At 71.5% G+C, this 24,160-nt stretch carries 14 protein-coding genes; 6 read left to right on the forward strand and 8 right to left on the reverse strand.

The window, feature by feature from the left end; all coding sequences use genetic code 11:
* Nucleotides 1-252 precede the first annotated feature (252 nt).
* Entirely contained in the window at nucleotides 253-1,131 is an 879-nt protein-coding gene (locus ACZ3II_RS37775; RefSeq protein WP_465524550.1) for a universal stress protein, read from the reverse strand.
* Complete coding sequence (locus ACZ3II_RS37780) at nucleotides 1,128-2,705, reverse strand: amino acid permease (RefSeq protein WP_465524551.1); 1,578 nt, start codon at nucleotides 2,703-2,705, stop codon at nucleotides 1,128-1,130. Before ACZ3II_RS37780 ends, ACZ3II_RS37775 begins: the two co-directional genes overlap by 4 nt.
* 261 nt (nucleotides 2,706-2,966) lie before the next feature.
* Here ACZ3II_RS37780 and ACZ3II_RS37785 point away from each other — a divergent pair, with 261 nt between their 5' ends.
* Entirely contained in the window at nucleotides 2,967-3,299 is a 333-nt protein-coding gene (locus ACZ3II_RS37785; RefSeq protein WP_465524553.1) for an STAS domain-containing protein, read from the forward strand.
* A 2-nt stretch (nucleotides 3,300-3,301) separates the two neighbouring features.
* On the forward strand, nucleotides 3,302-4,048 hold the full coding sequence (locus ACZ3II_RS37790) for an arginase family protein (RefSeq protein ID WP_465524555.1): 747 nt from the start codon (nucleotides 3,302-3,304) through the stop codon (nucleotides 4,046-4,048).
* A 214-nt stretch (nucleotides 4,049-4,262) separates the two neighbouring features.
* On the opposite strand, the gene ACZ3II_RS37795 is transcribed toward ACZ3II_RS37790, so the two are convergent.
* From ACZ3II_RS37795 to ACZ3II_RS37810, 4 genes are all read right to left on the reverse strand, one after another.
* Entirely contained in the window at nucleotides 4,263-5,528 is a 1,266-nt protein-coding gene (locus ACZ3II_RS37795; RefSeq protein ID WP_465524557.1) for a cytochrome P450, read from the reverse strand.
* A gap of 67 nt (nucleotides 5,529-5,595) precedes the next feature.
* Nucleotides 5,596-7,821, reverse strand: coding sequence for a glycoside hydrolase family 9 protein (locus tag ACZ3II_RS37800; protein ID WP_465524559.1), 2,226 nt, complete (start codon nucleotides 7,819-7,821; stop codon nucleotides 5,596-5,598).
* 25 nt (nucleotides 7,822-7,846) lie between these two features.
* A complete protein-coding gene (locus tag ACZ3II_RS37805; RefSeq protein WP_465524561.1) occupies nucleotides 7,847-9,082 on the reverse strand; it encodes an ATP-grasp domain-containing protein in 1,236 nt (411 codons plus the stop codon).
* 24 nt (nucleotides 9,083-9,106) lie between these two features.
* On the reverse strand, nucleotides 9,107-10,063 hold the full coding sequence (locus ACZ3II_RS37810) for an alpha/beta hydrolase (RefSeq protein WP_465524563.1): 957 nt from the start codon (nucleotides 10,061-10,063) through the stop codon (nucleotides 9,107-9,109).
* 59 nt (nucleotides 10,064-10,122) lie between these two features.
* Here ACZ3II_RS37810 and ACZ3II_RS37815 point away from each other — a divergent pair, with 59 nt between their 5' ends.
* From ACZ3II_RS37815 to ACZ3II_RS37830, 4 genes are all read left to right on the forward strand, one after another.
* Nucleotides 10,123-10,563 carry a DUF5990 family protein gene (locus tag ACZ3II_RS37815; RefSeq protein ID WP_465524565.1) on the forward strand — a complete coding sequence of 147 codons (441 nt, stop codon included), beginning with the start codon at nucleotides 10,123-10,125 and terminating at the stop codon, nucleotides 10,561-10,563.
* Nucleotides 10,564-10,693: 130 nt separating this feature from the next.
* Entirely contained in the window at nucleotides 10,694-13,936 is a 3,243-nt protein-coding gene (locus ACZ3II_RS37820; protein WP_465524567.1) for an SNF2-related protein, read from the forward strand.
* A complete protein-coding gene (locus tag ACZ3II_RS37825) occupies nucleotides 13,929-14,726 on the forward strand; it encodes an SWIM zinc finger family protein (protein WP_465524569.1) in 798 nt (265 codons plus the stop codon). Before ACZ3II_RS37820 ends, ACZ3II_RS37825 begins: the two co-directional genes overlap by 8 nt.
* A 426-nt stretch (nucleotides 14,727-15,152) precedes the next feature.
* Nucleotides 15,153-15,989 (forward strand): hypothetical protein, encoded by an 837-nt coding sequence (locus tag ACZ3II_RS37830; RefSeq protein ID WP_465524571.1) that lies wholly within the window; start codon nucleotides 15,153-15,155, stop codon nucleotides 15,987-15,989.
* A 69-nt stretch (nucleotides 15,990-16,058) separates the two neighbouring features.
* Here the strand turns inward: ACZ3II_RS37830 and ACZ3II_RS37835 are convergent, their stop codons facing one another.
* Nucleotides 16,059-17,486 (reverse strand): SDR family NAD(P)-dependent oxidoreductase, encoded by a 1,428-nt coding sequence (locus ACZ3II_RS37835; RefSeq protein ID WP_465524573.1) that lies wholly within the window; start codon nucleotides 17,484-17,486, stop codon nucleotides 16,059-16,061.
* Nucleotides 17,487-17,614: 128 nt separating this feature from the next.
* Nucleotides 17,615-24,130, reverse strand: coding sequence for an MMPL family transporter (locus ACZ3II_RS37840; protein WP_465524575.1), 6,516 nt, complete (start codon nucleotides 24,128-24,130; stop codon nucleotides 17,615-17,617).
* Between the last annotated feature and the right edge of the window lie 30 nt (nucleotides 24,131-24,160).

Consider the following 24,160-nt stretch of genomic DNA (forward strand, 5'->3'; position numbering starts at 1 on the left):
CCGCCGACGGTCCGCCCGGGTGACGGTGGATCTCGGGTGGCTGGTTCTCATGGCTGTCTCGCGGCTGCTGAGACAGCCATGAGAACCAGCCGAGGCGTTCCGCGGGTTCGTCAGCCGTCGTTCACGCCTGTTGTGGCGGCCGCGAGACCGGTCTGGTGTACGGCTGGATCGCGCCTGCCGTACCTCAGGCCGGTCAGCGAGCGGTCCTGACCGGTCTGAGCGACGGCAGGCGAACCGGGACGGGACCGCCGGTCAGGCGCGGGGGACCACGACGACCGGGCGGCAGGCCCGGCGCAGCAGGCGGGCAGAGACGCCACCGAGCAGGACGCGCCGCGCCGGGCCGTACCCGCGGGAGCCGCAGAACAGCACGTCGACGTCGTTCAGGGCGGCCAGCGTCTCGACCACGTCACCGGAGCGGATCTCCCAGGTCACGGGTACGTCGGGGACGGTCCCGGCGGCTCGGCGCAGCGCATCCTCGTACGTCTCCCGGGCCGTGTCCAGGAAGGCCCGTTCGGCGTCGGCGCCCAGCAGGAACGGCCGGGCGGCGTCTCCCCGGGCGACCACGGTGATCAGCAGCAGCGGGGTGGCGGTACGGCGGGCCAGGCGGGCCGCGGTGTCGAGGGCCGCCCGGCCGTCGGGGGTGTCGACGTAGGCGACGCCGATCCGGCCGAGCGTTCCGGGTGGCGCGGGCATGCCGGCGGGGGCGACGGCGACGGGGCAGACGCTTCCGGCGAGCAGGCGTTCGGCGGTGCTTCCGGGGAGGATCCGGGCGTCGGGCGCGGCGGATCCGGAGCCGACGACGATCAGGGCGGCGCCGGTACGTTCGGCGAGGTCGTGCAACCCGTGGGCGGCGGAGCTGGACGCCACCACCCGGTAGTCGGCTTCGGGCCCGGCGTCGCCGAGGACGTCGCGGGCCTGGCCGAGGACGCGTTCGGCGGCGTCGCGGCGGTCGCTGATCCATTCGGCGTCGACCCGGCCGGAGCCGATCGCCGACGGTGCGGCGTGGACGGCGGCGACGATCAAGGGCGTCTGGAGGGTACGGGCGGCCCAGCTCGCCAGGGTGAGCGCGTCCGAGGCGGCCGCGCCCCCGTCGACGCCGACGAGCACCGGGCCTTCGGCCGGGGCGTTCACGACCGGGACCCGTCGCCAGGATCCGGCCTGTCCTCACGCGGCGGCACGCCATCCGGCTCAGCGGCCGCAGGAGAACCGGCCGCGGACGAACCGGGCGCAGGGGAACCGGGTGTGGAAGGAGCCGGCGAAGAGGAGGACGACGGGCCGGTGGGTGCGGAGGAGTCGGGGGAGGGGGTGGCGGTGCGGAGGCGGGAGTGGCGGTAGCCGTACAGGAAGTAGATGAGGAGGCCGGCCGCGAGCCACGCGGCGAAACGGATCCACGTGTCGAGCGGCAGGTCGGACATCAGGTAGACGGCGAACGCGACCCCGATCAGCGGCAGCACCGGTGACCAGGGGACCCGGTACGGGCGGGGCATGTCCGGCCGGGTTCGCCGGAGCACGATCACGCCGATGTTGACCAGGACGAAGGCGAACAGGGTGCCGATGTTGACGAGTTCGACGATGGTGCCGAGGGGGACCAGCGCGGCCAGGATGGCGATCAGGATGCCGAGTCCGATGGTGAGGCGCGCCGGGGTCCCGTACCGCTGATTGACCGTCGCCAAGCGGCGCGGCAGCAGGCCGTCGCGGCACATCGCGAAGAAGATCCGGGTCTGGCCGTAGAAGATCACCAGAACCACGCTGGTGATCGCGACGACGGCGCCGAGTGCCAGGATCGCCGCCGCCCACGTCATGCCGGCCCCCTGGTCGAGGGCGGCGGCGAGCGGCGCGTCACTGCCGGACATCTGCTCCGGGGTGGCGATGCCGATGGCGCCGGTCACCGTCAGCACGTAGAAGAGGGTGCAGATGGCGAGCGACCCGAGGATGGCGAGCGGCAGGTCGCGGGCCGGGTTGCGGGCCTCCTCGCTGCCGGTGGAGACGGCGTCGAACCCGATGTACGCGAAGAAGATGATCGCCGCCGCGGACGTTATCCCGTCGACTCCCTGCGGCGCGAACGGCGTGAAGTTGTCGGTGCTGAAGTTGACGAACGCGACGGCGATGAAGAAGACCAGCACGAGAAGCTTGATCACGACCATCACGAGGTTGACGCGTACGCTCTCGGTCACGCCCCGGACCAGCAGCAACGTGATCGCCAGGACGATGAACACGGCAGGCAGGTTGACGACGCCACCCTCCTCGGGGGCGGCCGCGATGGCGTCCGGCAGCGCGAATCCGAACGCCGCGTCCAGGAACGCGTTGAGGTTCCCGCCCCAGCCGACGGCGATGGCCGCGACCGACACCCCGTACTCGAGGATCAGGTCCCAGCCGATGATCCACGCGACGAGTTCGCCGAGGGTCGCGTAGGCGTAGGTGTAGGCGCTGCCGGACACCGGGATGGACGACGCCAGCTCGGCATAGGACAGCGCCGAGAACGCGCAGGCCACCGCGGCGAGCACGAACGACAGGATGACCGCCGGACCGGCGAGCGCCGACCCCTTCCCGATCACCACGAAGATGCCGGTGCCGATGATCGCGCCGACACCCATCGCGGTGAGCTGGGTGGCGCTGACCGCCTTCTTGAGCTGCGAACCCTCCTCGGACGTCTCGGTGATCAGCGACCGGACATCGCGAACCGCGAATATTCCCTGCCTGGCCATCACGCGTCTCCTCCCCGTCACCTCGACAGCCACCGTCACCCCGCCACTGCGCACGCCGCAAGGTGATCGGCGCGATGCGCCGAAACCCGCCTCTCCGGTTGCGGTTTGCCGATGTTCCTCTCCGAAAACCCCTGCGGCGTACGGGTTGTGCGCTCCCCCGGGCGTGCGGCAAGAGAGCCTGCGGGGGACACTGCGTGGGTTGTACGGTGAGGCGGACGGGCAGTTCGCCGGCTCGGAGGGCGCGGAATGGGCGAGGCCGTGATGACGACACGGCGGCAGGCCGACGGCGCGATCGTCGTCGACGTGCGCGGCAGCCTGGACGCGGCCACGGTGGACGTGGTCCGCTCGGCGCTTCTGGACGTCCTGCAGCGGGAGCGTCCACGTCTGATGATCGTGGACCTGACGTTCGTCACGTTCATGGATTCGATGGGCATCGGCATGCTGGTCGCCGGCTACGAGGCGGCCCGGGACGTGGGCGCCCGGTTCACGCTGCGCAACCCGAGCGAGTTCGTGCACCGGCAGTTGCGGATCACCGGGCTCACCGACCTGTTCGGCCTGCCCTCGACGGCGGGCGCGCAGACCTTCAGAATCTGAGCGTGACGACCATTCTGGTTCCGTACCACCAGGACGAACGGCTTCCGTACGACGACATCCCGGTCCCCGCCGACGTCACCGTCGATCCGGTGTTCCCGGCGTCGGGCCGCTGGGAGCGGCTGGCCGCGTCGTACGAGGCGGTCGCGTCGGCGGTCGCCGCAGCCGGGCCACGGCCGCTGGTCTTCTCCGGTGACTGCCTGATCGCCGGGGCGGTGGTCGCGGGCCTGCAACGGGCCGGCGCCGACCCGGGGATCGTCTGGTTCGACGCGCACGCCGACCTGCACACCCTCGGCTCCAGCACGTCCGGTTACCTGGGCGGGCTGTCGTTGCGCCTGGTCACCGGGGCGCACCCGGCGGAGTACGGCGACCGGTTCGGCCTGCGTGGCATCGCTCCGGAACGGGCCGTGCTCGCGGACGCCCGCGACACCGACCCGGCCGAGGCGGAGTACCTGGCCACCGGCGCGATCCGGCGCCTGCCGGTCGCGGAGGTGACCGGGGTGACGGCGCCGCCCGGCCCGTTCCTGCTGCACGTGGACCTGGACGTGATCGACGCCGGCGAGGTGCCGGGCCTGCGGTTCCCGGTCCCGGGCGGCCCGTCCGCCGACGACGTGCTGGCCGCCTGCGACCGCCTGCTCGCCACCGGCCGGGTCGCCGCGGTGCACGTGGCGTGCCCCTGGCTCCCCGCCACCGGCGTCCACGAGAACCAGACCCGCGCCGCGCTGCTCACCCGCTTCACCACCACGTGTTGAGTTCGGCCGTTATGCGCGCCCCGAATCCACACGCTGTCGGGTCACGGACCGCGTGTTGAGTTCGGCCGTTATGTGCGCCCCAAATCCACACGCTGTCGGGTCGCGGACTGCGTGTTGAGTTCGGCCGTTATGTGCGCCCTAAATCCACACGCTGTCGGGTCGCGGACCGCGTGTTGAGTTCGGCCGTCATGTGCGCCCTAACTCAACACGCGGGTCAGGCCGCTCTGACGGGGAAGTGGATCGGGCCGCGGATCAGGCCGGAGCTGCGGCGGCGGACGGCGCCGGCCCGGGTCAGGCCGGGCATCCGTTCGGCGAGGCGCTGCAGGGCGACGGCGGCCTCGAGGCGGGCCAGGGGCGCGCCCACGCAGTAGTGGATGCCGCTGGAGAAGGCCAGGTGGTCGGCTTCCGGGACGCGGTGGATGTCGAAGCGGCCGGCGTTCGTGTAGACCGCGGGATCACGGTTGGCGCCGCCGATCAGCGTCATGACGAACTGGCCGGGGAGCACCGTACGCCCACCGATCTCGATCTTCTCGGTCGCGCACCGCGCGGTCCGCTGCACCGGCGGATCCCACCGCAACGTCTCCTCGATCGCCTTCTCGGCGAGCCCGGCCGGGTCGGCGCACAGATCAGCCCACTGCCGGGGGTGGTCGAGCAGCGCGTTGACCGCGTTGCCGATCAGGTTGACGGTGGTCTCGAAGCCGGCGACCAGCAGCAGCCGCAGCATCGGCAGGATCTCGTGGTCCTGGATCTGGTCGCCCTCGGCGGCGAGGATCCGCCCGATCACGTCGTCGCGCGCGGCGGCCCCGGGCCGCCCGAACTCCGCGCGCCGGGCGGCGAGGAGCCGCACGAACACGTCGTCGAGGGCGTTCTTGGCCTCCTGCAACCGGGCGGCGTGCCGGAGCCCGCGGATGCCGTCGAGGGCGCTGCCGATGGTCGCGCCGTGCCGGGCGAACCCGTCGGCGTCGGCGTCCGGGATGGCCAGCAGGTCGCTGATCACCGCGATCGGCAGCGGCGCGGAGAACGCGCTGACCAGGTCGAACGTGCCGGTCTCGGCGGCGTCGGCGAGCAGCTTGCCGACGGTCTTCTCGACCTGCGGGCGGAACCCGGCGATCTGCCGGGGCGTGAACGACGGCTGGGCGATCCGGCGCAGCCGGGTGTGGTCGGGCGGGTTGCGGTCCAGGAACGACATGTCGACCTGTTCGGCGCCGGGCAGCGGCGGCCCGGTCGTCGCCGTGGTGCGCACCCCGAACCGGCGGTCGCGCAGCACGGTGTTGCAGACGGCGTGGCTGGTGGTGACGTAGTTGCCGAGCCGGGTGCCGACCAGGTCGCCCTGGGCGCGGATGTCGGCATAGATCCGGTACGGGTCGGCGCGCCCCGGCGACAGGTGCAGCCGGCACATCGGATCCCGGGTGACGTACCCGTGGTAGGCGACCAGCAGCCGGTGCCGGTACAGATCGGCGGCGAAACCCAGAGCCCCCATGGACGGGCCCTCCTCCCGCAAGGATGCCTCTGACGGCAGCCTAGGGGAGGAGGGCCGGCCATCGCACTCAGTCGATCTCCGCCACGTACCCGATCAGGTGGGCCAGGGCGGCGTTCCAGTTGATGGTCAGCTCGTTGGTCGCCCACGAGCCGATGTCGTCGATGTAGCAGAACTGGCCGACGCAGCCCTTCAGCTTGGCCTGCGCGACCGGGTCCTGGATGGACGAGTTCGGGCCACCGGCGAGGGTGCCGGCCGGCGGGTGCGGCAGGGACGGGTCGAGCTGGGCGGCGTACCAGCGGCTGTGCTGGTTCTGCGAGGCCACCTCGCCGTACCCGGTCACGTAGGAGATGTTCAGCGCGTTCCGGCCGAACAGGAAGTCCAGGCCGGTCAGCAGGCCGTTCCGGTACGTGTCCCTACCGGTGATCCGGTGCGCGGCCGCGACGACCACCAGGTTGTTGGCGATGACGCTGCTGGAGCCCCAGTCCCAGACGTTGCCGGTCGGGGCGTAGGCGACGCCGTACGGGTGCTGCCGCTGGATCGCCAGGTACTTGTCGGCGCCCTTGACCACCTGGCTCTTGACGGTGGACAGGCCGGGCAGCTTGTTCGGCACCAGCGCCAGGTCGATCTTGGCGGCCGCGGCGGTGGACGCCCAGTCGAAGGCGACCGGGCCGAACACGTCGGCGGTGTGCTCCGGCGAGGCCAACAGGTCGGCCGCGTACTTCTTGTCACCGGTCGTCAGGTACAGCTCGGCCGCCGCCCAGTAGAAGTCGTCGGTCACCTTGCTGTCGTTGTACGCGCCGCCGCCGACACCGTCGGACTCCGGGGCGTACAACGCCGGGTTGGCCTTGGCGGCCGCGTAAGCGGTGCGCGCGGCGGACAGCGCCCGGGCCGCGAACGCCGCGTCGTACTTCCGGTAGAGCCGGGACGCCTGGGCCGCGGTGGCCGCCACGTTCAGGGTCGCCGCGGTGGAGACCGGGTGCAGCTCACGGGGCTGCGGGTCGAGGTGCGGCAGCAGCGGCAGGCCGGTCCAGGCCTGGTCGTGGATCTTGTGGTGGACCAGTCCGGCGTTCGGCTTCCCGGCCGGGACCTGCATGCTGAGCAGGAACTCCAGCTCCCAGCGCGCCTCGTCGAGCAGGTCGGGGGTGCGGTTCCCGCTCTCCGGGATGGTCAGGTCCAGCTTGCGGGAGCCGCGGTTGTGCTCGTACTCGGCGAGCAGCTCCCACACCGAGATGCCGCCGTTGACGACGTACTTGCCGTGGTCGCCGGCGTCGTACCAGCCGCCGCGCACGTCCAGGGTGTAGTCGCAGACGCCGGGCTGGCACGGGACGTTGCCGTCGCCCTGGTTGGGGGCGACGTCGACGTGCCCGGCCGGGCGGGCGTACCCGGGACGCAGGTCGTCGCGGATCTCGATGCCGCTGCGCTGGGTGTAGTAGAACTTCAGGGCGTCGGTGCGCAGCTTGTCGTACGCCGCGGAGCCGATGTCGAAGGGCCGTGAGGTCTCACCGTCCGCGACCAGCGTCAGGCCGGTGGCCTTCTTCCGGGATTTTCCGAAGTCGATGGTGTGGACGTTCTGCCCGGACGAGGCGTCGATGCCGCGCGGCACAGTCCGGCCCTTGGCGAGAGATTTGCCCGATCTGTCGCGCAGCTCCCACGGCAGGGCGGTGGTGGACGCCGTGACCAGCGTGGCGCCCTTCGGGCCGTCGGCCAGGTACGCGACCTGGTTGACCCGGACCCGCGGCCCGGTGTCCGGCTCGTAGACCTCCGGCGGCACGCCCCCGACCAGCGAGACGTTGTCGACGCAGAACCGCCACGGGTCCGGGCTGCCGCCGATCTGGAAGGCGACCTGGCCCTGGGTGGTGCTCGCGTTCGCGGTGAAGGTGTACTCGTAGTGCTGCAGGGCCCCCTCGCTCAGGACGGGCGACTGTTCGAAGTAGGTGTCGTACGGGCTGACCGACAGGCCGGTGATGGCGCGCGCGACATGACCGGGCCCGCCTTCCGAGGCCGCGTCGAAGCTGAACCGGTACGTCTCGCCGGCGACCAGTTCGATGTCGTTCTGACCCACCGCGGCGTCCCAGCGGTTGGTGGTGCCGCCGGGCACATCGACGCAGGCCCGGCCGTCGGTCAGGCCGATGGTCATGTCGGCGTTGGTCCAGAAGGGATCGGCGCCGTTGTCGAAACCGCCGTTGACGACCTGTTCGACCTCTGCGGCGGTGGCCGGGGCGGCGGCCCCGGCGACGAGAAGGACTGATATGACCGCTATCTTGCGGGAGCGCTCCCAGAGATGCATGGACATATATTGGTTGCGCGCGTGTTACGCGTCAACGGTCCTGGTCGCGGATCCAGGCATCGACCAGCCCACCGAAGTGGGCGTGGAACTTCTCGTGCTCGTGCACGGGGTACGTGGCGCGGACCGTCTCGCGCAGCAACGACCGGAACTCCTCCGAGACGACCCAGTCGTACACGATGTCATTGACGTTGGTCAGGCTCTTCTCGCAGAACTCCTGGTACTTCTCGATCTCGAAGTAGTCGTCGGCCAATTTCCGGTACGCCTGCAGTTTCTCGGCGTACGTGCGGTCGGAGGCGGCGATCGCGAAATACTCCGACGTGTTCGTGTCGATGTTCGGCCGGCGATCGGTCACCACGCAGAACACCGTCCACCGCAGCAGCGCCGTCATCGCCCACGGGAAGTAGTAGTGCAGCGAGGTCAGCGACACGTCGGGGCAGGCGTTGGCGTAGTCGATCGGGTGCACCTCGTCACCGCGTACCAGTGATTCGCAGCTGTTGAACTCCCACCGGAAGAATGCGTTCACCAAACGGGAGATCGTCACCACCTCGTCGCCCGCGGACGCCGACAGGAAATGGTGGTCGACCTCGTACCGGGAATGCATCGGCTGCTCGGGGCGGAATTTCATCACCATCGTCTCCGGGCCGATGCTGAGGCTCCGGGCGAACACGTCGTAATCCTCGATCGAGGCCTGCAGGTGCATCAGCCGCTCGCCGGACGCGTCGTAGGCGGCGTGCAGCTCGGCCGGGTTCCGGATCTTCGACACCCCCACCCAGGCGCCGCCGTCGTACGGCTTCATCCACAGCGGGTAGCCGATCGCCGCCGCCGTCGCGTCCAGGTCGAACGGCCGGTTGTAACGCTCGGCCGTGTACGCCCACCGGGAGTTCTCCAGGGGGTTCTTGAACGGGACCAGCACCGTCTCCGGCACCTTCAGGCCGAGCCGCATCATCGCGCAGTACGCGGCGTGCTTCTCCATCGACTGGAAGGTGAACGGGCTGTTCAGCAGGTAGACGTCGTCCATCAGCGCGATCTTCTTGAGCCACTCCCGCGGGTGGTAGTACCAGTAGGCGAGCCGGTCGATGACCAGGTCGTGACGCGGCTGGTCGCGCAGGTTGAACGGCTCGATGGTGACCCGTACCGGCCGGGCCCGATGGGTCCGCCCGTCCGCCGCGGTCACCACACCCAGCCGGCGCAGCAGCGCCTCGTAGGCGCGCGGCCAGTCGTCCTCGGTGCCCAGCAACATTCCGATGGTGTGCTCGACGTCGGCCACGTCGCCTCCTCCTTCACTCTTGGATCAATCCGGCCACACCCGTCGCAGGAGATCTGTCAGATGCGGATGCAGCGCATCCCGCCAACCGGTCCAGGTGTGGGCGTCCGGGTTCTCCGCGAACGCCATCGGATACCCCTGTTTGCGCAGCGCATCCGCCATATCTCGGTTGTTCGCCAGGTTCTCCTCGGCGGCGCCGCAGGTCAGCGTCGCGGGAACCGCCGGGCCCGCGGTCGCGTGCCGGACCAGGCCGGTGAACCGCACGATCCGCCGGAAATGCCGGAAACCTGATTCCTGGCGGTCGTACCGCGCCTGGAAGTAGCTCCCGGACTGCAGGAACACGCCCGCGAACGCCTCCGGATGCCGCCGTTGCGCGTGCAGCATGGCCAGCGCGCCCAGGCTCACCCCGGCGCCGACCACCGGACCGCCACCCAGACGCGCCCGGATCCGTGGAAGCGCTTCCAGCGCCAGGAAGCGGGCATAGCCGGGGTCGGCGGAGTAGCTTTTCTCCCGGTTTGCGCTTTCCAGCAACACCAGGTGGTACGGGCGAACACGCCCACTCTCGATCGAGGCGGCGGTGAAGCGGCCCAGACCACCCCGGCGGGCGTACTCCGGGCCGTCGTGGGCGACCAGCACCCGGCGAGTCGCCGCCGCCGGGGACCAGACCCGCATGCCGTCCAGCCGCCGCCAGACACCGGCCGCCACCGGCAGCGACAGCCAGTCCGGCTCCTGATAACCGGGGAACCGCAGCTCGGGCTGATCGACGATCTGCCGCCGCCCGTCGGAGTGGAGCAGCTCGAAACAGAACTCCAGGCGCTGTGCCGGCGGGCGCTGGCGGCGCAGCTCCCAGCCGGTGTCACGGTAGGTCAGGTCGGCCCGGAACGCCGACGAGAGCACCCGCACCCCGGCCAGCCGGCGGGCCGGATCGGCATAGCGGAAGCGGAGCACGGCGCCCTCACACCACGACCCGATCGCAGCCACCATGAACGAACATTAACCGCACCCGGCCGGTCCCGCCGGACTTCCTTCCTACACTCGGCGCCATGTGGATCCGGATCGAAGGGCACGACCTGCCGGGGCGCTCGGGCGCGCCGCAGGCGGAGACGTTGCGGCTGGCCGGGGTCGAGGTGGGGGTGCAGCGGCGTGCGGAAGTGGTGGACCGGGTGCCGGTCCACGCCGACCGGGCCGTGTGGGAGCTGGAGATCGAGACCCGCGAGGTGGACGGGCGGATCGACGTGCGCGGGCCGTGGGTGCACGGGCGGCCGGGCGCGCGGTTCCTCTATCTGAGCTGGGGCTCGACGAGCACCGGGGTGTTCGCGGGGTTCCGCCGGGCCAAGCTGATGTTCGGTGACATCCCCAGGGAGCTGCTGAGCGCCGGCTCCGGGGTGCTGGTCGGTCGCCTCGGGCTGACCGGGCCGGACGGGGGGCCGCGTTGCGCTCGCGTCCGCCCGCCGGACATCACCTGGACGCTGTCGCCGGCGTGACGGTGGTTACATCTGCGGGCGGAGGCGGGGTTCCGCGTCGTTGCGCGGCCGAAAGTGTCGGGGGGTCGGCCTAGAGTCGGCGCATGTTCCTCGACCGGTCCTTCGTCCCGCCTTATGCAGCGGGGCCGGCATGAGTGACGTCGTGCGCGGTGGCGACGGTGGGGTGCGGGTCCTGCACGGGCTCGTCGGCCGTGACGGTGAGTTGGGCCTCTGGGGCGAGGACGCGGTGGCGGCGGCCGCCGGGTTCACCGCGGGCCGGGGGGCGGCACGGCCGCATCCGTTCGCGGTTCCGGCGACCGGGCTGCCGATGGGTGAGGCGCCGGCCGAGGTGACGCTGACGCTGCCGTCGACCAGTGCCGGGCCGCTGCCGTCACCGCATCTGGGGCTGCCGGAGCGGCGCGGGGCGCCACGGGCGCGGGCGTGGCGGGTGCCGGTGGTCCGGGTGCCGTTCGTCGACCCGGATGTGGTGGCCGAGTTCGAGGGCCGGGTCGCGCCGTCGGCGGCCTGGATGGTGGAGTTGTGCGGTTTCGCGGCGAGCCTGGTGCGGCGCGGCCGGCTGCTGCCCGGCGTGCGGATCGACGGGGCCCGCCCGGTGGCCTGGTGGCGCCCGGTCGTGACCGGCGCCGACGCGGTCCGGCTGGCCGCCCTGGCCGACCGGATGCCACCGGCCTGCCTCGCTTCCTCCCCTCCTCCCTCCCGGGCCGCCTCCACTCCTTCGGCCACCACCTCTCGCTCCTCCACGCCGTTCGATTCCTTCGCAGCCTCGTCCATGTCCTCCTCGTCTGCCGCAGCCTCTTCCTCTTCGCCTTCCTCGTCCTTCTCCTCTTCCCCGCGTTCGTCCGACGGCGGGCCGTCCTCTTCCCCGCGTTCGTCCGACGGCGGGCCGTCCTCTTCCCCGCGTTCGTCCGACGGCGGGCCGTCCTCCTCCGCGCGTTCGTCTGACGGCGTGCCCTCCCCAGCGGCGCAGGTGACGGCGGTGGCGATCGAGCGGCTGGTCGACGGGCTGGTGCGGACGCGGCTGGCGGAGGCCGGGGTGAGTCTCGCCGACTACGGGTGGCTGGCCGCGCTCACCGGGGAGCCGGAGTTCGAGGCGGCGCCGATGCTGCTCGACGAGCTGGTCCGCCGGTTGGACGGGTGGTTCGCGCAGGCGGCGGGCGGGGCCGAGGTTCGGGTGTGTTTCCGGCTCAGCGACCCCCGCGAGCACGAGCCCGTCATGCCCGACGAGGTGCCGCTGCCGGAGGACGCGTGGCGGCTCGAGTTCCTGCTGCAGGCCACCGACGAGCCGAGCGTGCTGGTGCCGGCCGCCGACGTCTGGCGGGACCGGTCCGCCCCGCTGCGCCGCTGGACCTCGCATCCGCAGGAGCGGCTGCTCGCCGGGCTGGGCCGGGCCGCCCGGCTCTACCCCGACCTCGACGAGGCGCTGCACGGCATCCACCCGGGGGAGATGCTGCTCGACACCGAGGGCGCGCACCGGTTCCTCAGTCACGCCGCGCTGCTGGAGGAGGCGGGCTACGGCGTGCTCCTGCCGGCGTGGTGGCGGCGCCGGCCGAGCCTCGGGCTGTCCCTCGAGGTGCGCGGCCGCGACCCGGTGTCGCACGTGCTGCGCGACCGGGCGGTGGGGTTGCGGGAGCTCGTCGACTACCAGTGGGGCCTGGCGCTCGGCGGACGCACCCTCACCGAGGACGATCTGACCGACCTGGCCAGGGCCAAGGTTCCGCTGGTCCGGCTGCGCGGGCGGTGGGTGTTCCTGGATCCGGAGCGGCTCGCCGCCGGCCTGGCGTTCCTGCGGCGCGGCGGCGGGCGGATGACGGCCGGCGACGCGCTGCGGATGATGCGGCTGCTGCCCCCGGAGGACCTGCCGCTCCCGGTGACCGACGCGCGCGGCGAGGGCTGGCTGGCCGACCTGCTGAGCGGCCGCCTCGACGAGCGGCTGGAGGTCCTGCCGCAGCCGGCGGGTTTCGAGGGGTCGCTCCGGCCGTACCAGATCAGGGGTTTCTCCTGGCTCGCGTTCCTCGACTCGCTCGGGCTCGGCGCGTGTCTCGCCGACGACATGGGTCTCGGCAAGACGCTGCAGCTCCTGGCGTTGCTGCTGCACCACCGGGCGGGGCCGGCGCTGCTGGTCTGCCCGCTGTCGGTGCTCGGCAACTGGCAGCGGGAGGCGGCCCGGTTCGCACCGTCGTTGCGGGTGCGGGTGCTGCACGGCGCCGGCCGGGACGATCCGGCCGCGCTCGCCGCCGGGGCCGACGTGGTGCTCACCACGTACGCCACCGCGGTCCGGGACGCGGACGCGCTCGCCGCGATCTCGTGGGACCGGGTGGTGCTCGACGAGGCGCAGCACATCAAGAACAGCGGTGGCCTCACCGCCAAGGCGGTGCGCCGGTTCCCGGCCCGCAACCGGGTCGCGCTCACCGGCACCCCGGTGGAGAACAGGCTGGCCGAGCTCTGGTCGATCCTCGACTTCCTCAACCCCGGGGTGCTGGCGTCGGCGCACACGTTCCGGGCCCGGTTCGCGGTGCCCGTCGAGCGTTACGCCGACGAGGACGCCGCCGCCCGGCTGCGCCAGGCGACCCGGCCGTTCCTGCTGCGGCGCACCAAGGCCGACCACGGCATCGCCGCCGAACTGCCCGCCAAACGGCACGTCCGGCACCTGTGCGGGATGACGACGGAGCAGGTCAGCCTGTACCGGGCGGTCCTCGACGACCTGACCGACCGGCTCGCCGAGCCCGGCGAGAAATGGCGCAAGGGTCTGGTGCTCGCCGCGATGACCAAGCTGAAACAGGCCTGCGTGCATCCGGCGCTGCTGCTCAAGGACGGTTCTCCGCTGCCCGGCCGGTCCGGCAAGGTGGACCGGCTGGAGGAGATCGTCGACCATGCGCTCGGGGCGGGGGAGAGCGTGCTGTGCTTCACCCAGTTCGCCGCGTTCGGGGCGATGCTCACACCCCACCTGACGGCCCGGTTCGGGGTGCCGGTGAAATTCCTGCACGGCGGCACCCCGCGCGGCGCCCGTGACACCATGGTCACCGAGTTCCAGGAGGCGAAGCAGCCCGGGATCTTCGTGCTGTCGCTGAAAGCCGGCGGGACCGGTCTCAACCTGACCGCCGCCAACCACGTCGTGCACGTCGACCGCTGGTGGAACCCGGCGACCGAATCCCAGGCCTCCGATCGGGCGTTCCGCATCGGGCAGCGCCGTGACGTGCACGTACACACCCTGGTCTGCCTCGGCACCCTCGAGGAGCGGATCGATCGCGTCCTCGCCGACAAGGGCGTCCTCGCCGAACGCGTGGTCGGCGCCGGCGAGGGCTGGCTCAGTTCCCTCTCCGCGCAGGAGCTGCGTGACCTGTTCGCTCTCGCCCCGGAGGCCATCGTTGACTGACTTCTCGGTGGCGTTCCTGGGCATGTTCGAGTCGTTGCGGATGGGCCCGACGTTCGCCCGTGGCCGGCGCGACGAGCGGGCCGGGCACGTCCGCAGCCTCACCGTCTCCGGCAGCCTGGCCGTCGCGCTCGTCCGTGGTCCCGACGACCCGGCCGCCTTCCGGGCCCGGATCGCGGTGCGGGCGTTCGGCGCCTCGGAATGGGCCCGGGTCGAGTCCGCGCTGGTCGGGCAGGCCCGTTTCACCGCCGAACTGCTCGACGGGCGGATGCCGGCCGGCATCGAGGCGATCTTCGCCGGGGCCGGGCTGAGCCTGCTGCCGCTGTCCTTCGACGAGGTGGCGATGGACTGCTCCTGCGAACGCTGGCCGATGCCGTGCGCGCACCTCGCGGCGACCTGCTACGCCCTGGCCCGGGCCTTCGAGACGGACCCGTTCGAGGTGTTCACCTGGCGTGGCCGCTCCCGCGACGAGCTGCTGATGCGCTTGCGCCGCCTGCGTGAGGCGTCGGCGGCCCACGCCGCGGGCACTGACGAGGGCCTGCCCGGAAAGAGCGACGAACCGCCGCGCCCGGCGGGTGACGGCGACAGTGCCGGACCCGGCACGGCCTTCGCGGATCCCGCCACGTTCTGGGGCGCGATCCGGCTGGTCGAGCCGGATCCCGAGCCCGCCGGGGTGCGGCCGGACACGCTGCTGGATCAGCTCGACCCGCCCGCCCTGACCCATGACGGGCGGCCCCTCGTCGAAGTGCTGAGGCCGGCCTATCAGGCACTGCCGGACGAATCCCCCGGCTGACCGGAACCCGTGCCCGCCTTTCCCGTGTGGATTCCGGGTCCCTGCCGTTCGGCGTGGAAATCGGCGCCGTGGCGCATTCGCCCTGGCCGGATTGATTGCGCGAGCGTCCGCTCCCGTCGATTCTCTGCCCGTCGCGGGGAGTGCGGACTATGGACCGGCCGGTCATGGCGGCCCGGTGTGGGGGCGAACGAGGTCTCCGGGCGGTGTCGTCCACCTGCTCACCGCCGCTGGAGTCGACTGGGTGGCCTGAGCGCGCAGGCCAGTGCCGAGAAGTGCTGAGAATCCTCTGATATCCAATGACGTATTGACTTTAAGGACCGCGTGTGGGTCGGCCGAACGGTCATCGTTCCGGTAAACGCGGCGTTCGGCTTTGCGGGGCGTGATGAGCTACGCAAGTCATGGCGATTTGTACTGAAAAGGTGTGACATGAAGAACGCGAAGCGGATGCTGGCACTGGCCGGTATGACTCTGGCGGCCGGTGCCATGCTCGGGATCAGCCCGGCCCAGGCGAGCCCCGCCGCCGTTGCGGCGCCCGGCAGTGAGACCGCCAAGAGCGGCCCCTACTGGGACTGGAACGACGACTATGTGGTCGGTTACTACTCCAACAAGTGGGACTGCTACAAGGCCGGCTGGTGGGGTGAGAAGGTCGGCGCCTGGGAGGACCCGTACTGCTACCCGGCATGGATTCCGGGCTGGGGGCACGTCTGGGTGCTGCAGGTCGAGGAGGACAACTGGTACTGGAACAGCTGGAACGGCTACTGGCCGCAGAAGTGGCCGTACAAGCCGATGCACATCGGCAAGCCGTTCCACGTCGGCGGGCCCTACAGCCACCCGCTGAAGAATCTGAAGGGCGTCCAGTACGGCGACCTCAACGGGTACAAGATCAACCCGTACAAGAAGTTCAATGGCCCGAAGGACATCTTCGAGGCGCCGGACGATTTCGTGCCGCCGAAGCTGCCGTCCAACTTCCCGCTGGGGCAGCCGGACTTCAAGAAGCCGCAGAACCACCCCAACTTCCCGCTGGGGCAGCCCGACTTCAAGAAGCCGCAGACCAAGCCGAACTTCCCGCTCGGCCAGCCGGACTTCCAGAAGCCGCAGCAGAAGCCGAACTTCCCGCTCGGCCAGCAGAATTTCAAGAAGCCGCAGGGGCAGCAGCAGGACCAGCAGGACTTCAAGAAGCCGAACTTCCCCGGCCTTCCGGACCTGCCGGGCTTCCCGCTCGGCGGCCAGAAGACCGACGGCGAGCAGGGCCGCGGGCGCTGACCGGCGCCGCCGGCTGATCCGACAGGAACGGAAAGGGCCGCCCCTCCACCGGAGGGACGGCCCTTTCGTTCACCAGGCGACGGGGGCGTAGTCCTTCAGGAAGCAGCCGTACACGTCCTCGCCCTGCTCGCCGCGCACGATCGGGTCGTACACCCGGGCGGCGCCGTCGACCAGGTCGAGCGGGGCGTGGAAGCCCTCCTCGTGCAGCCGCATCTTGGTGAAGTGCGGCCGTTCGTCGGTGATCCAGCCGGTGTCCACGCTGGTCATCAGGATGCCGTCGGCGAACATGTCCTCCGCGCTGGTGCGGGTCAGCATGTTCAGGGCGGCCTTCGCCATGTTCGTGTGCGGGTGCCCGGCGCCCTTGTAGCCGCGCGCGAAGATTCCTTCCATCGCCGACACGTTCACCACGTACCGCCGAGGGAAAGTCGACGCCGCCATCGCCGCACGCAGACGGCTGACCAGGATGAACGGCGCGGTCACGTTGCAGAGCTGCACCTCCAGCAGCTCCAGCGGAGCCACCTCGTGCACCCGGTCGCTCCAGCTGTTCGTCGTCGTCACGTCCGGGACCAGGCCACCCGCGTCGATCGCCACCGACCGCGCCGTCAGCGCCATCTCGGTGATCTCCTTGGGCGACAGCGTCGGCGGGTGCGCGGCCGTCAGCGCCGCCGCCGGGGACGAACCGATCGCCGCGGCGCCGCCGAAGAACTCCAGCTCCGGGAGCGGGCCGTCGGGCAGGGGCGCCGACTCGGCCGCCGCGAGCTCCGAGTACGCGCCCGCCGTACGGCGTACGGTCTGCGCCGCGTTGTTGATCAGAATGTCCAGCGGACCGCGCGCCGCGACGCTCTCCGCAAGCCCCACCACCTGCGCGGGGTCACGAAGATCGATGCCGACCACCCGCAACCGGTGCAGCCAGTCCGCACTGTCCGGCATCGCCGTGAACCGGCGGACCGCGTCGTGCGGGAACCGCGTCGTGATCGTCAGATCCGCGCCGTCGCGCAGCAGCCGCAGCGCGATGTACATGCCGATCTTGGCGCGACCGCCGGTGAGCAGCGCGGTCCGGCCGGTCAGATCGGTGCGCGCGTCACGCCGCGAACGGTTCAGCTCGGCGCATTCCGGGCAGAGCTGGTGGTACCACGCGTCGACCACGGTGTACCGCTTCTTGCAGGTGTAACACCCGCGGGCCTGCTTGAGGACCCCCGCCGTCGCGCCCGCCACCGTGCTCTTCAACGGAATCCCGGCGGTCTCGTCGTCGATCCGGCCCGGCGCGCCCGTCGCCGTCGCCTCCGTCACCGCCCGATCGTGCGCCACCACGGCCTGCCGGCGCTCCCGGCGCCGCTCCAACTTCACCGTCTTGAACAGGCTCGCGGTCGCCCGCCGCACCGCCACCGCGTCCGGATGCTCCGGCGGCAGGCCCTCCACCTCGGCCAGAACCGCGAGACAGACCGCGAGACGGTCCGGATCCACACTCACGGCGTCCGGGTCGACACTGCCGGTCATTCGTACTCTCCCTCTGCTGCTTACCCGCACGCACTGTACTTACCGGCGGTCCCCATCGGCCGCCGGGCCTCGAATACGAGAGGGGCCGCTGAGCATTTCCGCTCAGCGGCCCCTCGTCCGGATCAGTGCTACGGCCTGGCGGCCGGATCTTCCGGTTCCTCACGGTCTGCCCGGACCGGTCCGGGATGGTCCGCCAGCGAGGCGGGGCGACGAGCTTGCCTGTCGTACGGGTGCTCACCCGACCCGCCGGTCCACGCCGGCCCACCGTTCGCGGCCCGGCGGTTGCCGCGCCCGTGCTCCGGCAGATGATCGGCGAGCGTGGCCGGGCGGGCCGTGCCGCGCAGCCGGTCGTCGAGCGTCTCCGGGCGGCGGCCGCGCTGGAACCCCACCTCGTTGCGCTCGTGTTCCGCGCTGCCGGGGTGCTGCTCAGGCTCGTTCGTGGCCTGCTCGCTCAGCACCGGGGGACGCCGGGGCGGGATTCCGAACACGTCACCGAGGGTCTGCGGCCGGCGGGGCCGATCCTCCGCGTCGGTGGGCTGCCCGGCGGGGGTTTCCGTACCTCCGTAGGCCGGGATGTGCGGCTCGTTCGGTGGAGCGGCGCTCACCGGCGCGCTGGGCAGGTCGCCCAGGGAGGTGGGCCGGGCAGCGACAACGGCCGGTGCGCTGGTGGCGTCGTCGAGTGGCCGGTGGTCGGGGCCGGTGCGCAGCCATTCGTCGAGGGTCTGCGGGCGGCGGGCCCGTACCGGGGCCTCGGTCGAGCCCGGCATGGTCTGCGTCGGCTCGGTGCCGGCCTGCTCCGGGCCCCCATCCGCAGCGGACCGGGGCATCTCACCGGCCTCGTCGGCCGCTGAGGCGCCGGCCTGGTCTTCTGCCGCGGCGTCCGTGGCCGCCTCGGTCACGGCAGCCGACGTGCCGGCATCCTCCGCGTCGTCCGGAGAGGGCGTCGTGGTCACGCCGTCAACCGCAGTGGGCATTTCCACTGCGCCGGTCTCCTCGGCTTCAGCGGGCGTCGCTTCTTCGACTTCGGCAGCCGCTGTGGTCGGCGTGCTGCTTTCCTCAACCTCAGCGGGTGTGGTCGGCGTGCTGCTTTCCTCAACCTCAGCGGGTGTGGTCGGCGTGCTGCTTCCCTCGACCGCAACGAGTGTGGTGGTTGCGGTGTTGTCCTCGATTGCAGCGGTGCTCGTGGTTGCGGGGTCTTCCTCAGCCTCAATGGGGTGAGCGGTTTCCTCGAGTTCGCTGGAGGCCGTGGCTGTGATCACCTCGCCGTACTCGGCGGGCGGCGAGATGTCGACGCCGGGGGGCGCGGTGGCCTCGGTCGGCTCCGGAAGACTCTCCGGCGCTGCATCCTCGACGACGGGTGTGCCGAGGTTGGCGGAAGCCTCCTCAGATGCGGCTGCCGCGGCAAGCGGCGCATCGTCGCTGTTGGCGGGGTCGAGGCTCGGGCCCGCCGCCGGCTCCGGGAACGCGTGGGTCCCGTCCTCAGACCGGTGAGCAGTGCTCTCTGAGTACGGGTGGTCAGTGGTGTCCGCGGGTACGGCGCTTACCGAACCGGTTGCGGCGGCGACGTCGCGGCCCTGCTGAACGACGGGTTCCCGCGATGTTTCCGTGCTGGCTTCGGACCGTGCCGGAGTGGGGTCGTCAACCGGAGTCGGCGCACCGGGGGTGACATCGGCGGAAGCCACCTCGGCCGAAGGCGCCGGTGAACCCGATTCCGGTTCCGTGGTGGAGGCCGGCTCCACCGATGACGGCTCCGTGGAGGACTCCAGGGAAGCCGGCTCGATGTGGTCCGCCGCGCCGTTGTGCTGGGCCGGCGAGGCGGACTCTTCCGTGTAGTCCGGTTCGGCGGTGGGAGCACTTTCCTTGGCGGTGTGGTCCGCGTCCGCTTCGGTGGTGGGGGAAAGGGCTTCCGTGTGCACCGGATCGGTGAGGGGAGTGGAAACCTCGGTGGCGGGGGCCGGGATCGGCGTCAGGTTCGGCTCGGTGGTGTCGGGCTCGCTGATGTGGGCGATCGCTGGCGCGTCCGGGCGGGAGGGCTCGGAGAACGCGGCCGGTTCCGTGGTGGGGGTTCCGGCGAGAGCGGTGCTCTCGGATGGTGCGGGTGCGTCGAGGGTCTGTGGGTGCTCCGGGGAGGATGGCGGGCTCGCCGGTTCGGTGGGCTGGTCGCCGAAGGCCAGCGGATGCGGCTCGCCGGGGTTTCCGGAGTGCCGGGAGGCGGCAGGGTCGCCGGCCAGCAGGTCGCCGAGGGTTTGCGGGCGGCGCGTGGCGGAGTCGGGGGTGGACTGTTCGGGGGTGGCGCGGTCGAGCCAATGGAACGAGCCGGGGGCCGGGGCGGTGAGGTCGGCGAGCCGGGGGTCGGATCGCCAGGCGAACACCTCTGCGGGCAGGGGCGGGGCCGGCTCGGTGAAAGCAGGCGGCTGAAGGACCGCCGACGACGTGGTCGATTCGGTTTCTGGAGCGATCACCGCCGCAGCGTCTGCGGGGCCGGCCGCCAGGCCACTGCCGGTGAAAGCCGTCGACTCGGTGCTGACAGCGAAGGGTGCCGGGTCACCCGCCGTGAAGGCGGCCGGGTCGCCGTCGGTGGAGAGGAACGCCGACTCGATGTCGGCGGGAGAGAGTTCCGGATCGTTTGCGTGGGGAACGGCTGTCTGCGGGAAGCCGCTTTCACGGGCTACCGGGTTGTTGCTGGTCGCCGGATCGGTGGGCGCCGGAGAGAAGTCCGAGGGCGGGAGCTGCGGACCCTGAGCAGCAGTGGGATCGGTGCTCTCGTCCGTGTCGGCGAGTGTCTTGATGCCCACCAGGGGGAGTGCCTGGGTGGCGGCTGCGGTTCCCGTCGGCAGGTGGAGTACCCGTGTAGTTGCCGGATCGGACTGCTCTGCGGTCGTCGCGTTCTGCTCGTCCGTCGTACCGTCCGGCAGATGAAGGACCTGGGTGGCGGCGGGGTCGGAGGGGTCGGTGTCGTCGCTGGGCAGGTACAGGCGCTGGGTGGCGGCTGGGTCGGACAGATCGGCGTTGCTGCCGGGGAGGTGCAGGGTCTGGGTGACGGCGGGGTCCTGGCCGGCGGGGGAGGGGGCCTCACCGAAGACAGCCTCGCCGAAGACAGCCTCGCCGAAGACAGCCTCGGTGGAGACAACGTCGGCGGACGGGGTTTCGGTGGGGATGGCGCTACCGGCGGGTGCTGAACCGGCGGCCAGGCTGGCCTCGATTTCGGCCCAGATGGCTTCGGGTTCGGTCGGTTCCGGGGCGTTTGCCCGGGCTTCTACCTCGGCCCAGATCACCTCGGCGTCGGTGGGATCGGCGTCGGGGGTGAGGTCCGTCTCCGTAGACGTTCCGGGGATGGGTGTGGTGCCGAGGGGGGTTCCGGCCAGGGGATCCGCGGGGGGTTCCAGGTCTGCCGTGGCTACCGGATCGGTGGCGATCTCCGGATCGTCGGCCGCGTCTTCGTCTGTGGTGATGGTCGGATCGGCGGCGGTACGCGGATATGCGGTTGCTTCCGGGCCTACGACGATCTCCGGGGAGACGACGATCTTGGGGAAAGTGCCGGTCTCGGGCTTGGGTTCGGCGTTCGGAGCGGTGTCGTTTTTGACCGAAATGTCGGATGAGGTGGTGGTGGGGAACGTGGTGGGCACGGTGGCAGCCGCGTGACTGTCGCTCTCGCTCGAGAGCGGCGAGGGCGACGTGGATTCCGAGGCGAGCGCGGCGTCCGAAACAGGCCCAGACCCCGGAGCGAGTCCAGAGCCCGAACCAATCCCGGAGTCCGAGGCGGGCCCGGAGCCTGAAGGAAGTCCGGAGTCCGAGGCGGGCCCGGAGCTTGAAGGAAGCCCGGAGTCCGAGGCGGGCCCGGAGCCTGAAGGAAGCCCGGAGTCCGAGGCGGGCCCGGAGCTTGAAGGAAGCCCGGAGTCCGAGGCGGGCCCGGAGCCTGAAGGAAGGCCGGAGCCTGAAGGAAGTGCGGACTCCGCGCCAGGTGCGAAGCCCGGGGTCAGTGCGGATCCCGGACCCGGTGCCGACCCTGAAGCAGAAGAGGGCTCCGAGGTCGGAGTGGCGTCCGAACCCGGTGCAGGGTCGGAGGCGGGAGAGGACGCGGAGGCCGGGGAAGGCGAGGACGCGGTGTCCGCGGAGGAGTCCGTGCCCCGGGCGAAGTCAGACGCTCTGAGGTCGGAGGCCGCACGCTGCGGCAGGTCAGACGGGCTGAGGTCGGCAGGGGCCGGCGATGTGGCAGCGGACGGCTCACCATCGGCGGAGAAGTCCGTGGAGGGTGCGGCAGTGTCCCGCGGCGCGGTAACGGCCGCGCCGGACTCGGAGCCCGACGGTGGAGCGGACGAGTCCGATGCCGAAGACGCGGGGGCGAGGTCCGGCGTACCGCTGAAGGCCGTTGATCGGCCCGTCAGCAGACCGCCCGCATGAGCCCCCTCGGACTCCCGGTCGGCGAGGTAGGCGATGAACTCCTCATAGTCCAGGACGACCCCGCCCACGTTGTCGCTGCCCGCGGGCAGGGCGTGTTTCGCGGGAGCGGCAGGCAGCGGCATCGCCCGGGAGAGCAGTGTTCCGTCGAGGACGGCGGTCTCGTCGGGGGACGGGCGCCACGCGTGCCGCCCGGTCGGTTCCTCACCCGCGTATTCGGCCAGGCCGGCCCTCTCCTGCAGGCGGCGCAGCGGGCCCGGCGCCCACCAGGACGCGTCGCCGAGCAGGCGCAGCACGGCGGGCACGAGCAGCACCCGGACGACCGTCGCGTCCAGCACCAGCGCGATGATCATGCCGATGCCGATGAAGCGCATGGTGGTGACCGAGGACAGGGAGAACGCGCCGGTCACGACGATGAGCAGGAGGGCGGCGGCGCTGATGACGCGGCCGGTACGGGTCAGGCCGATGGTCACCGCCTCGGTGGTCGCCGCGCCGCGCAGCCGGGCCTCGACCATCCGGGACAGCAGGAACACCTCGTAGTCGGTGGACAGGCCGAACACGACGGCGGCCATCAGCACGACGATGCCGGCTTCGAGGGGGGTCGGTGTCACGTTCAGCAGTGACGCGCCGTTGCCCTCCTGGAAGATCCACACCAGGATGCCGAAGGTGGCGCACAGGCTGAGCGCGCTCATCACCACGGCCTTGACCGGCAGCAGGATGGATCCGAACGCCAGGAACATCAGGATCAGCGTCGCCCCGATGAGCAGCCCGATCATGAGGGGCAGTTCGGCGCCGATCGCCTCCAGGCTGTCGATGTTGCGGGCGGTGACGCCGCCGACGAGCACGTCGCCGGGCAGGGCACGGAGCGCCTCGACGGCGTCGCGGGCCTCGTCGCTGAACGGGTCGCCGCTGGTGAGGTCGGCGGTGAGGACGGCGACGTCCTCGTTGCCGCCGGTCCGGGTGACGGTCTCGACGCCGGGCGCCGCCTCCGCGGCGGCGACGACGGTGTCCGCCGAGGTGGCGGGGCGGACCACGAGCTGGACGCCGTCCGACGCGAACTGCGGATAGTCCGACTTGAGGGTCTCCACCGCCACGCGCGACGGGTCACCGGCGGGCAGCTGCCGCTCGTCGTTCTCGCCGAACCGCGCGTCCAGGATCGGCAGGGCGAGGACCAGGAGTGCGGCGAGGATGGGTACGGCCACCAGCACCGGCCTGCGCAGCACCCATCCCGCGAGCCGTTCCCAGCCGCCGGTGCCGCCGGCCCGGGAGAACGGCAGCCGCACCGGGACCAGGTCGACCCGCGGCCCGAGCACCGCCAGCAGCGCCGGCAGCAGGGTCAGCGACAGCAGCATGGCGAGGAAGACGGCCGCGAGTCCGCCGTACGCCAGAGATTTGAGAAAGCCCTGCGGGAACAGCAGCAACCCGGCGAGCGCCGTCATCAGCAGCGTCGCGGAGAACACGACGGTCCGGCCGGCCGTGGCGACGGTGCGCCGGACCGCGTCGGACGTGTCGTGGACCGCCTGCTCCTCCCGGAACCGCCCGACCATGAACAGCCCGTAGTCGATCGCCATGCCGAGCCCGAGCAGGCTGGCGACGTTGACCGCGAACGAGTTGACCTCGTGGTTGAGCGCGACCACGTGCAGCACGCCGAGCGAGCCGAGCACCGCGCAGCCGCCGATCAGCACCGGCAGCGACGCGGCCACCAGCGACCCGAAGATGATCAGCAGCAGGATCAGCACGATCGGCAGCGACACCATCTCGGCGAACGCCAGGTCGTCGGTGGAGCGCTGCGACGAGGCGTGGCCGAGCGGGATGCCGCCGGCCAGCTCGACCCGGGCCCCGGCGACGGTGAACGCGTCCTCGATCTCGGCGTACGCCTCCATCTTGGCCGCGTCGTCGGCGCCGGCCAGGGTGATCACCGCGACGCCGCTGCTCTTGTCGGCGGCGGCGAACGCGGTGTCGGAGGCGTCCCAGTACGAGGTCTGCGCCGTGACCGCCGTCTTCGGCAGCGCCGTCAGCCGTTCGGCGATCCGCTTGCCGAGTTCGGCGTCGTCGATGTTCCCCTTCTCCGGGGTGTAGATCGCGATGACGTCGCCGCCCTGCCCGCCGGTGGCCGTGGCGACCACGTCGGCGGCCCGGGCCGACTCGCTGCCGGGGTCGGTGAACCCGCCCTCGGTGAGCTGCCCGAAAACGCCGAGGCCCCAGATCCCGGACCCGATCACCGCGACGAGAGCGATGATGAGCACCGGCCATCTGAGGCGGGCGACCCGCGATCC

The organism is Actinoplanes sp. NPDC019969, from assembly GCF_055562375.1.

What these genes read in the sequence shown, in the direction of transcription:
- ACZ3II_RS37780 (WP_465524551.1), bottom strand. Translation starts at nt 2,705, where the DNA reads ATGGCCAGGCAGGGAATATTCGCGGTTCGCGATGTCCGGTCGCTGATC.
- ACZ3II_RS37785 (WP_465524553.1), top strand. Translation starts at nt 2,967, where the DNA reads ATGACGACACGGCGGCAGGCCGACGGCGCGATCGTCGTCGACGTGCGC.
- ACZ3II_RS37795 (WP_465524557.1), bottom strand. Translation starts at nt 5,528, where the DNA reads ATGGGGGCTCTGGGTTTCGCCGCCGATCTGTACCGGCACCGGCTGCTG.
- ACZ3II_RS37800 (WP_465524559.1), bottom strand. Translation starts at nt 7,821, where the DNA reads ATGTCCATGCATCTCTGGGAGCGCTCCCGCAAGATAGCGGTCATATCA.
- ACZ3II_RS37810 (WP_465524563.1), bottom strand. Translation starts at nt 10,063, where the DNA reads ATGGTGGCTGCGATCGGGTCGTGGTGTGAGGGCGCCGTGCTCCGCTTC.
- ACZ3II_RS37815 (WP_465524565.1), top strand. Translation starts at nt 10,123, where the DNA reads ATGTGGATCCGGATCGAAGGGCACGACCTGCCGGGGCGCTCGGGCGCG.
- ACZ3II_RS37820 (WP_465524567.1), top strand. Translation starts at nt 10,694, where the DNA reads ATGAGTGACGTCGTGCGCGGTGGCGACGGTGGGGTGCGGGTCCTGCAC.
- ACZ3II_RS37830 (WP_465524571.1), top strand. Translation starts at nt 15,153, where the DNA reads ATGAAGAACGCGAAGCGGATGCTGGCACTGGCCGGTATGACTCTGGCG.
- ACZ3II_RS37835 (WP_465524573.1), bottom strand. Translation starts at nt 17,486, where the DNA reads ATGACCGGCAGTGTCGACCCGGACGCCGTGAGTGTGGATCCGGACCGT.